This window comes from Zavarzinia sp. (genome assembly GCF_041650655.1).
GTDB lineage: Bacteria > Pseudomonadota > Alphaproteobacteria > Zavarziniales > Zavarziniaceae > Zavarzinia.
Genome location: NZ_JBAZKR010000141.1, coordinates 1 through 8,477 on the forward strand (window position 1 = coordinate 1; position 8,477 = coordinate 8,477).

Annotated in this window: 11 protein-coding genes; 4 read left to right on the top strand and 7 right to left on the bottom strand. The window is 66.4% G+C overall.

From position 1 onward, the window contains the following. On the top strand, window positions 1-345 hold a 345-nt coding region (locus WC493_RS20445), incomplete at its 5' end, for a hypothetical protein (protein ID WP_373067993.1). On the opposite strand, the gene WC493_RS20450 is transcribed toward WC493_RS20445, so the two are convergent. Next, window positions 346-1,548, bottom strand: coding sequence for a hypothetical protein (locus WC493_RS20450; protein WP_373067995.1), 1,203 nt, complete (start codon window positions 1,546-1,548; stop codon window positions 346-348). A 105-nt stretch (window positions 1,549-1,653) separates the two neighbouring features. Between WC493_RS20450 and WC493_RS20455 the strand changes: the two genes are divergently transcribed. After that, entirely contained in the window at window positions 1,654-2,139 is a 486-nt protein-coding gene (locus WC493_RS20455) for a DNA-binding protein (RefSeq protein ID WP_373067997.1), read from the top strand. 105 nt (window positions 2,140-2,244) lie between these two features. Here the strand turns inward: WC493_RS20455 and purB are convergent, their stop codons facing one another. Further along, window positions 2,245-3,543 carry an adenylosuccinate lyase gene (gene purB / locus WC493_RS20460; RefSeq protein WP_373067999.1) on the bottom strand — a complete coding sequence of 433 codons (1,299 nt, stop codon included), beginning with the start codon at window positions 3,541-3,543 and terminating at the stop codon, window positions 2,245-2,247. Between the two features lie 122 nt (window positions 3,544-3,665). Between purB and WC493_RS20465 the strand changes: the two genes are divergently transcribed. After that, complete coding sequence (locus WC493_RS20465) at window positions 3,666-4,106, top strand: PaaI family thioesterase (protein ID WP_373068001.1); 441 nt, start codon at window positions 3,666-3,668, stop codon at window positions 4,104-4,106. Window positions 4,107-4,109: 3 nt separating this feature from the next. Here WC493_RS20465 and WC493_RS20470 read toward each other — a convergent pair whose 3' ends face one another. The 5 genes from WC493_RS20470 to WC493_RS20490 all read right to left on the bottom strand — a co-directional run bounded on the left by WC493_RS20470 (window position 4,110) and on the right by WC493_RS20490 (window position 7,013). Beyond that, the gene (locus WC493_RS20470) at window positions 4,110-4,277 is read right to left on the bottom strand and encodes a hypothetical protein (protein WP_373068003.1); all 168 of its coding nucleotides are present in this window, start codon (window positions 4,275-4,277) and stop codon (window positions 4,110-4,112) included. A 58-nt stretch (window positions 4,278-4,335) separates the two neighbouring features. Then, the gene (locus tag WC493_RS20475; RefSeq protein WP_373068005.1) at window positions 4,336-5,430 is read right to left on the bottom strand and encodes a mechanosensitive ion channel family protein; all 1,095 of its coding nucleotides are present in this window, start codon (window positions 5,428-5,430) and stop codon (window positions 4,336-4,338) included. Window positions 5,431-5,569: 139 nt separating this feature from the next. Next, window positions 5,570-5,743, bottom strand: coding sequence for a hypothetical protein (locus tag WC493_RS20480; protein ID WP_373068007.1), 174 nt, complete (start codon window positions 5,741-5,743; stop codon window positions 5,570-5,572). 242 nt (window positions 5,744-5,985) lie between these two features. Beyond that, a complete protein-coding gene (locus WC493_RS20485; protein ID WP_373068009.1) occupies window positions 5,986-6,312 on the bottom strand; it encodes a JAB domain-containing protein in 327 nt (108 codons plus the stop codon). 71 nt (window positions 6,313-6,383) lie between these two features. After that, on the bottom strand, window positions 6,384-7,013 hold the full coding sequence (locus WC493_RS20490; protein ID WP_299134354.1) for a hypothetical protein: 630 nt from the start codon (window positions 7,011-7,013) through the stop codon (window positions 6,384-6,386). A 117-nt stretch (window positions 7,014-7,130) separates the two neighbouring features. On the opposite strand from WC493_RS20490, the gene WC493_RS20495 reads away from it, so the two are divergent. Next, on the top strand, window positions 7,131-8,477 hold a 1,347-nt coding region (locus WC493_RS20495; RefSeq protein ID WP_373068011.1), incomplete at its 3' end, for a recombinase family protein.

An 8,477-nucleotide genomic window follows, 5' to 3' on the forward strand; every position in this document is an offset into this window, starting at 1 on the left:
CCGATGGCGCTGTTCTTCGATGCCGCCTGGTTCGATGCCCGGCTTCGCCTCCTCGGCCTCGGCCGGGAGGCGATCGGGGCGGCGCTCGGCATCGACGAGACGGCAATCGCCGAACTCTACAAGGACCAGCGGGAACTGAAGCCGGTCGAGGTGGTCACCTTGGCCGCCCTGCTGGCGGTGCCGGCGGCGGAAGTGGCCAGGCGTGCCGGCGCCGGCACGGTGCTCGAGGCGCCGCCCGAGGGTGCCTTCCTGCATCGGCTGGAGGCGCTGGAGGCGGCCATGATCCGTCTCGACGAGCGCCTGGCCCGGATCGAGGCGCTGCTGGCCGCCGCCGTGCGGGACTGATCAGCGCTTCTTGACCGTCAGCCCCTTGGCCGAGAAGACCACTTCGACTTCCTTGGCCCCTTCCAGCGTGACGATCATGCTGCTCGCCTCGAACAGGGGCGGGTCGTTGGTCGGCACGCCGCCGAGCGCCACCGTGTTGGTCCGCTGGAACTTGTCGGCGCCGACGGTCTTCAGCACCGTGGCATAGCCGTGGCGATCCTTGCCTTCGAGCAGGACGAAGAGGAGGACGATGTCGTCCTTCTTGTCGCCGGTCACGTCCTTCGGCATGGCCACGGCATAGCCGACGCCGGCATTGCGCTTTTTCGCCTCGGACGCAATGGCGTCGCGGATCGCCGATTGGGCGGCCGTCGGCGGCTCGGGCAGAGGTTCCGGTGCTGCGGCGGGCGGCGTTGCGGGCGCCTCCGCTGCCGGGGCCGCGGGAGCTTCCGGTGCAGGCGCTGCCGGTGCGGCGCTGGGGGCGGGCAAGGCCATGCCACCGCTGCCGGCGAAGCCCTGGTCGGTGAAAGTGCCGCCCGGAACGGTGGCACCCGGTGCCGGTGGAGGAGTGGGGACCGCGGGGACGGCACCGGCCGGTATTTCTGCCACCTTGATCGCATTGTCCTTGGCGCAGGCATCGAGTGCTGCGACGGCTGCCCCGGCGCCGCCGAGGTCGAGCGGTTCGGAGCGCACCTTGAGGTCGTTCGAGCCGATCACCGCCTGCTTGCCGCGGGTGAAGGCGGCCAGCAGCTTCTCGCCTTCGGGCGAGGGCAGGGGGGCCGACATGATCGTGTTCGGATCATAGGCGCCGCCCCGCAGGCCGAGCGGCGGCCGGCCGTCGACCGAAAAGCCGAAATCCATGGTGGCGCCCTCGGGCACCTTCATGTCGGGGCGGCCGTAGAGCAGGCCGCGCCCCTTGTTGCCGACCAGGAAGCCCAGCTTGTCACCGCTCGGATAGCTCCGGCTGATGACGCAGAGCGTCTCCTGCTGGCTGGGCAGCTTGTAGACCTCGAGCGACCAGTCGCCCAGCGTCTTCGTCTCCGCCTGTTCGGGGGTGGCGAGCGGCGGCGGCAGTGGCGGTGCGACGGCCGGCACCTCGGGCGCTGGGGTGTCGGCGGCGGGAACGTCGGCAGCCGGCGCCGCATCTTCGGCCCTGGCGGGCAAGGCGGCGGCGAGGATCAGGGCAAGAGCAGTGGCGGTGGCCGGCGGCCCCAGGCGACGTGGCATGACGAAACCCTATCGAAATTCGCCCCAGGCGATTCTCCGGCAGCATAGCGTGCCCGCCGTGGCCCCAGAAGTGGCGCCTGCAACACGGTTATGTTACATAACGTTATGGAACGAAAAACCCGCATCTCCTACCAGGATGTCGCGACCGCCTGTGCCGCCCTGCAGCGCATCGGCGGCGGGGCGGCCGTGACCGTCCGGGCCGTGCGCGCCCGGCTCGGCTGCGGCAGCATGGCGACCGTGCTGCGCCACGTGCGGTCCTGGAAGGCGGGGGAATTGCCGGGGCCGCCGGATCCGGCGCGGATCCGGGCCGAACTCGCGCTCGGCCTGGCGGAAGGCGATCTCGCGGAGGTGAAGGCGCGGGAGGAAGCGGCCCTCGACCGGGCCGACCGGGCGAAGACCGACGCCCTGAAGGCCAAACTCCGCGCCGAGCGCTTGAGCGACCAGGTGGCCGAACTCGCCACCGAGTTGGAACGGGCACAAGCGGCGCTGACGGCGATGCGCGACCGGGCGGTGGCGGCGGAAACCCGCCTCGCCCTGGTGGAGCCGCTGCTGGCGGCCCTCACCGGCCGGCGGCCGGCGAACGCCCCTTAGCTGTAGCCGAAGAGGCGCCCGGCCGGCTTTCGCCGGCCAGAACGTTAAGACTCAGGCGCGGTCGAAGACGCGCCCGGCCGGCCTTTGCTGGCCAGACTTCCAGACTCAGGCGCGGCCGAAGACGCGCCTGAAGATCGTGTCGACGTGTTTGGTGTGGTAGCCGAGGTCGAACAGGCTCTCCAGCTCGGCGTCGGAGAGGGCCGAAGTCACCTTGGGATCGGCCTTCAGGAAGTCGAGGAAGGCGCCTTCGCCGCGCCAGACCTTCATCGCGTTCTCCTGGACGATCCGGTAGGAGTCTTCGCGGGAGACGCCCTTCTGGGTCAGCGCCAGCAGGACGCGCTGCGAATGGACGACGCCGCCGAGCCGGTCCAGGTTCTTCTTCATGTTCTCGGGATAGACCACGAGACCGTCCATGAGCGAGGTCAGGCGCGCCAGGGCGAAGTCGAGATGCACGGTTGCATCCGGCCCGATGCCGCGTTCGACCGAGGAATGGGAAATGTCGCGCTCGTGCCAGAGGGCGACGTTCTCCAGCGCCGGCACGACGGCGGAGCGGACCAGGCGGGCGAGGCCGGTCAGGTTCTCCGAGAGCACCGGGTTCCGCTTGTGCGGCATGGCAGAGGAACCCTTCTGCCCCTTGGTGAAGGCTTCCTCGGCTTCCAGCACTTCGGTCCGCTGCAGGTGGCGGATTTCGACCGCCAGCCGCTCGATCGAGGAGGCGACCACGGCCAGCGCCGCGAAGAAGGCGGCATGGCGGTCGCGCGGGATGACCTGGGTCGAGACCGGCTCGATTTCGAGGCCCATCTTGGCGGCGACATATTCTTCGACCGAGGGATCGACATTGGCGAAAGTGCCGACCGCACCCGAAATGGCGCAGGTCGCGATTTCCTTCCGGGCTGCGACCAGGCGCTCGCGGCCGCGGGCGAATTCGGCATAGGCCTGGGCCATCTTCACGCCGAAGGTGGTCGGCTCGGCATGGATGCCGTGGCTCCGCCCGATGCAGATCGTATTCTTGTGCTCGAAGGCGCGGCGCTCGATCACCTTGAGCAGGCCGTCCATGTCTTCGATCAGGATGTCCGCCGCGCGGGCGAGCTGCACCGCGAGGCAGGTGTCGAGCACGTCGGACGAGGTCATGCCCTGGTGCATGAAGCGGGCTTCCGGCCCGACATGCTCGGCGACCGAGGTCAGGAAGGCGATGACGTCGTGCTTCACCTCGCGTTCGATCTCGTCGATCCGCTCGACGTCGAAGGCGCCGCGTTCCCAGATCGCCTTGGCCGCCTCGGCCGGCACGATGCCGAGGGAGACCATGGCGTCGGCGGCATGGGCCTCGATCTCGAACCAGATGCGGAAGCGCGCCTCCGGAGTCCAGAGGTCGGCCATCTTTGCACGGGTGTAACGGGGGATCATGATGCGTCGCCTGAAGGTTCGCCGGTTTGCCCGTGACATAGGGGACGGCCGGCCCCCCTGGCAAGGGTGAATCGCCCTATGTCATGTTGCGTTGCGGTATGACTCGCTGTTACGCTTCGACCATGTTGCCGTTGCGTGAGACAGACCCGCTCTTCCAGCGTATCGCGGAGAGCTTCGACCGCCAGACTTTCGCCCGCGGGATCGGCATGGTGCTGACCGTGGCGGAGCCCGGGCGGGTTGCCGTGGAATTGCCCTTCGACCAGGGCCTGACGCAGCAGAACGGCGTTCTGCACGCGGGGGTCACGACCAGCCTCGCCGATACGGCGGCCGGCTTCGCGGCGCTCACCCTGATGCCGGACGACGCCAATGTGATGTCTGTCGAATTCAAGATCAACCTGATGGCGCCCGCGGCGGGCCAGCGTTTCGTCGCCGATGCCAAGGTGATCCGTTCGGGCCGCACCCTCAGTACCGTCGAGGCGCGGGTGACGGCCTATGACGCGGCGGGCAAGGGTGCCGAAGTCGCCAGCTTCCTCGGCACCATGATCTGCCTCAGGCCGCGCTGAACCTCAGTGATGATGCTGGTGGCGGCGGGCCTTCACATGGAAGAAGCCCTGACGCTGCAACGCGCGGAATGCCATTACCGACAGCATGGCGACGAGCCCGGCGGCAACCGCCTGCTCCATATGCACCCACCACGCGGTCCCTTCGAGCCAACCCGTCGGCAAATTCATCATGACACCCTCCTGAACTCGATGATCCATCCACGCATTTCCATGCGGGAGTGGCATTGATCTACGTCACTTCGGGTGCGGATCGGCGTTCTTCAAGACGCAGGCGCGGCAGACATTGCGGGTATTCCGTATTGAGGAAGGCGAGCAATTTCTCGCGCACCTCACAGCGCAGGTCCCAGGACCGCGGCGAGGTGGCGGCCGAGACGAGGGCACGCAGCTCGACCGTGGTCTGGGTCGCATCCGTCACCTGAAGCACGAGAACCTTGCCGTCCCAGAGTGGCGAGGCCCGCGCGATCTCGTCGAGTTTGGCGCGGATCGCCTCGATCGGCGCCGTATAGTCGACATGGAGGAAGACGCTGCCGATGATATTGGCGCTCTCCCGTGTCCAGTTCTGGAACGGGTTTTCCATGAACCAGGTGAGCGGCACGACGAGGCGGCGCCAGTCCCAGAGTTTCACCACGACATAGGTCGAGGTGATGTCCTCGATCCAGCCCCATTCGCCCTCGATCACCACGGCGTCGTCGACCCGGATCGGCTGGGTCAGGGCCATCTGCAGCCCGGCGAAGAAATTGGCCAGCACCGGCCGTGCGGCGAACCCGGCGACGATCCCGGCGACGCCGGCCGAGGCGAACAGGCTGACGCCATATTGGCGCACCGTTTCCGACGTCATCAGCGCGGCGGAGAGGGTGAGCAGGACGATGACCGTATCCATGGCGCGGAGCAGGAGGCGGACCTGGGTCGTGTGCTTGCGGGCCAGGAGATTGTCTTCGGCATCGATACGAAAACGCCGGAGGTGCAAGTCACCGGCGATGTGGAGCGCCACCATGGCGGCCCAGCCGACCAACACGACGAAGCAGATCGCCAGTGCCCGGCCCAGCAACTCGGCCAATGTCGAGGGCAGCGCGAGATCGCCGGAAACCATGGCGATGGCGCCGACGATCAGGGCGAAGCGGGCCGGCCGGTCGACCCTCGTCAGGAGGGAGCGCAGGAAAGGCTGTTCCTGCCGCGCCATGCGGCGGAGCAGCCGGCGCATCAAGGCATGCATCCCTAGCGCCAGCAGGATGGCGGCGGAAAGGACGATCAGCGCGCCCAGCCAATCCGGCACCAGGGGCGAGAGGGCGCCGATCGCCTCGGCCAGTCCGGCGCCGGCGCTCATGCCGCCCTCGTGGCGCAGGGATCATGCAGGAAGCGGCGGGGCGCCTGCCCGGCCTCGCCCTTGCTCTCGGCGATCCGGTCGGAAATCAAGATCAGGCGGTACATGAGGCAAAACTCCTAGGCGGCGATCCTCGCGCGGATCAGCAGCCCTCCTTCGGGGAATGGCGAGGCGCGGCCGGCCCCGTGCGGCACGGCACGAAGACACCGCGGGGCGCCAGCGGCCGCGGTACGCTGTCGATCAGGGGGGCGTCGCAATCGAGCGGGACGGCGACGGCATCGGGCGGCGGCAGTCCGGCCGCCGTCGGCGCCGTCACGCGGCCGGGCCTCGGGATTCGGCGCAGTGGCCGCCGGGCAGGACGGGGACGAGGGCTTCGCGATTGCGCATGATGCCTCCATTCGGTCAGTTGCGGGGCCGAAGCGCCGCGGTGCCGCCCGGTTCATGCATCGTCTCCCGCCGGAACGGGAAACAGGCCGGCACATGCTGGAATGGGGCCGGGCAACGCCCGACCGACGAGGCTTCAGTGTGCCGGACCGCCCCACCTATTGCAACGAAAGGTCAGAGCAGGCCCAAGCTCTTGAAGCTCGCATGGCCCTGGCGGCCGATCACCAGGTGGTCGTGGAGGGCGATGCCGACGGCTTTGAGGCCTGTCGCCAGGTCGCGGGTCATGTCGATGTCGGCCTTGCTGGGAGTCGGATCGCCGGAGGGGTGGTTGTGCAACATCCCACGGTGTTCATTATCATTTTGATATTCAATGATTTTTTTGAAGAACCCCTGAAGGTGGTGCCGGGGTTTGGGAGCTGCACTTAGTGCGCTATCGTGATCGTCACGGGCGATCATCAGCGCGCTCAGCGAGTTCACGTTACGCACGGCACCGAACTTCATCCTTTCCGCCTCACAATTCAAGCCCACCGATTCGGCGGAGCCCTCGGGGCCTCCACGAGCTGGCATTCCGGCTATCCAGTCGTCTTGCGATACCGCCCTTTCCTCGGTGATCCAACATAGCATATGAGGTCTGCCGCCTTGAGCGCGGCGATGTCCCGTCGCGCGGTTTTCAGACTGACGTCCCAAACAGCCGCGATCTCCCTGGCGTCGCATCGACCCTCGACGACTCGGCTCAGAAACCAGCGTTGTCGCTCATTGATCTCTGCCCGATCAGGGACATTTATAGGGTCACGTTCAGGGACACGTTCAGGGTCATATTCTCGCGCACCCGTTGCTGAACGTCCGCCAGCGGCTTCGCCGGCCGCATAGGCTTCACGGGCTCTGGCAAGCGATATGCGATCCACCGGGCCGGTCAACGGGATCGCCGCCGGGCCTTCGAGCAGGCCGAGCACGAAGGCCCTGATGACGGGCGACGAAACCACCAGGCGCAGGAAATACACCGTATCCGGCCCGTGCTGCGCTGAGAGCCAATGCTTCACGGTCCTCTCGCTCGCGTCCGTCTGACGCATGAGCTGCTTGATCGCACGGCGGCTGTCTCCATGCTCTTTGCGCAGCAACTCGGCGATGGTCTGCGCGTAGGTGTCGCGTCCGCCAAGAACGCCTGTCCATAGGGGAAATTTCCTGCCCGTTTTCGGCAACATCTTCCGTTTTCTCCGCAGCTAAACTGGTTTCCGTGCGGAGTGGCGGCAGAGGCCCGTCATGCGCTGCGGCGGTAGGTCGCCCGGACCGCCGCAGGCATTTCGGGAGGGCGTAATGTGATGGGCCAGCGACTTTACGATGATCGGTCAGGGCAGCCTGAACGTCCTCTTCGGGCTGCCGAATACGTCCGCATGTCCACGGACCATCAAAAATATTCGACCGAAAACCAGTCCGACGCGATCAAGCAGTATGCTGAAGCCCGCGGAATAGAGATCGTCAGAACCTATGCCGATGCGGGGAAAAGCGGCCTCAAGATTGAGGGACGCGACGCGCTCAGACAGCTCATCGAGGACGTGCAGTCCGGGAACACTGATTTCACCTTGGTTCTCGTCTATGACGTCAGCCGCTGGGGGCGTTTTCAGGATGCCGACGAGAGCGCCTATTACGAGTATATCTGCCGACGCGCCGGCATCGCCGTCGAGTATTGCGCGGAGCAATTCGACAACGACGGCAGCCCGATCTCGACCATCGTCAAAGGCGTCAAGCGTGCGATGGCCGGCGAGTATAGCCGCGAGCTATCGACCAAGGTGTTTGCGGGCCAGGGCCGACTGATCGAGAAGGGCTACCGTCAGGGCGGACCTGCCGGCTTCGGTCTCCGCCGAACCCTGATCGACGAGCATGGCGTCATCAAAGGGGTTCTGGGCCGTGGGGAGCACAAGAGCATCCAGACCGATCGGGTGATCCTGACGCTTGGCCCGGCGGAAGAAGTCGATCTGGTGCGCGGCATCTACCAAGCCTTCGTCCATCAGGGATACAGCGAGCGGGAGATCGCTGCCGATCTCAACCAACGGGGCCTACCGACCGATCTTGGACGACCCTGGACCAGGGGAACGGTCCATCAGATTCTGATCAACGAGAAATACGTCGGCGACAACGTATGGAATCGCCGCTCCTTCAAGCTGAAGAAAAAGCGCGTCCAGAACGATCCCGAGATGTGGATCAGGTCGCCGGACGCCTTCGTGGCCGTCGTCGAACGGGAATTGTTCGAGGCGGCCAAGACCATCATCAGCGCGCGCTCCTTCCGTTTGAGTGACGAGGAGATGCTCCAATCTCTGAGGAAGCTCTACCAACAGAAGGGTTTGCTGTCCGGCATCGTCATCGACGAATGCGAGGGGATGCCATCCAGTAGCGCCTATAGCTCTCGCTTTGGCAGCCTGCTTCGCGCCTACGGCCTCGTGGGCTTCACGCCGGATCGCGACTACCGATATGTCGAAATCAACCGCGAGCTGCGCAAGCTCCATCCCGAAATCGTCCGCGAGGTGCTCGACGGATTGCGGGCTGCGGGTAGCGACGCCTGGCAGGATCTTCAGACCGACCGGGTGATCGTCAACGGCGAGTTCAGCCTCTCGGTGGTGGTAGCCCGGTGCGTCGAGACGGCGACCGGGCTGCTGCGGTGGCATCTGCGC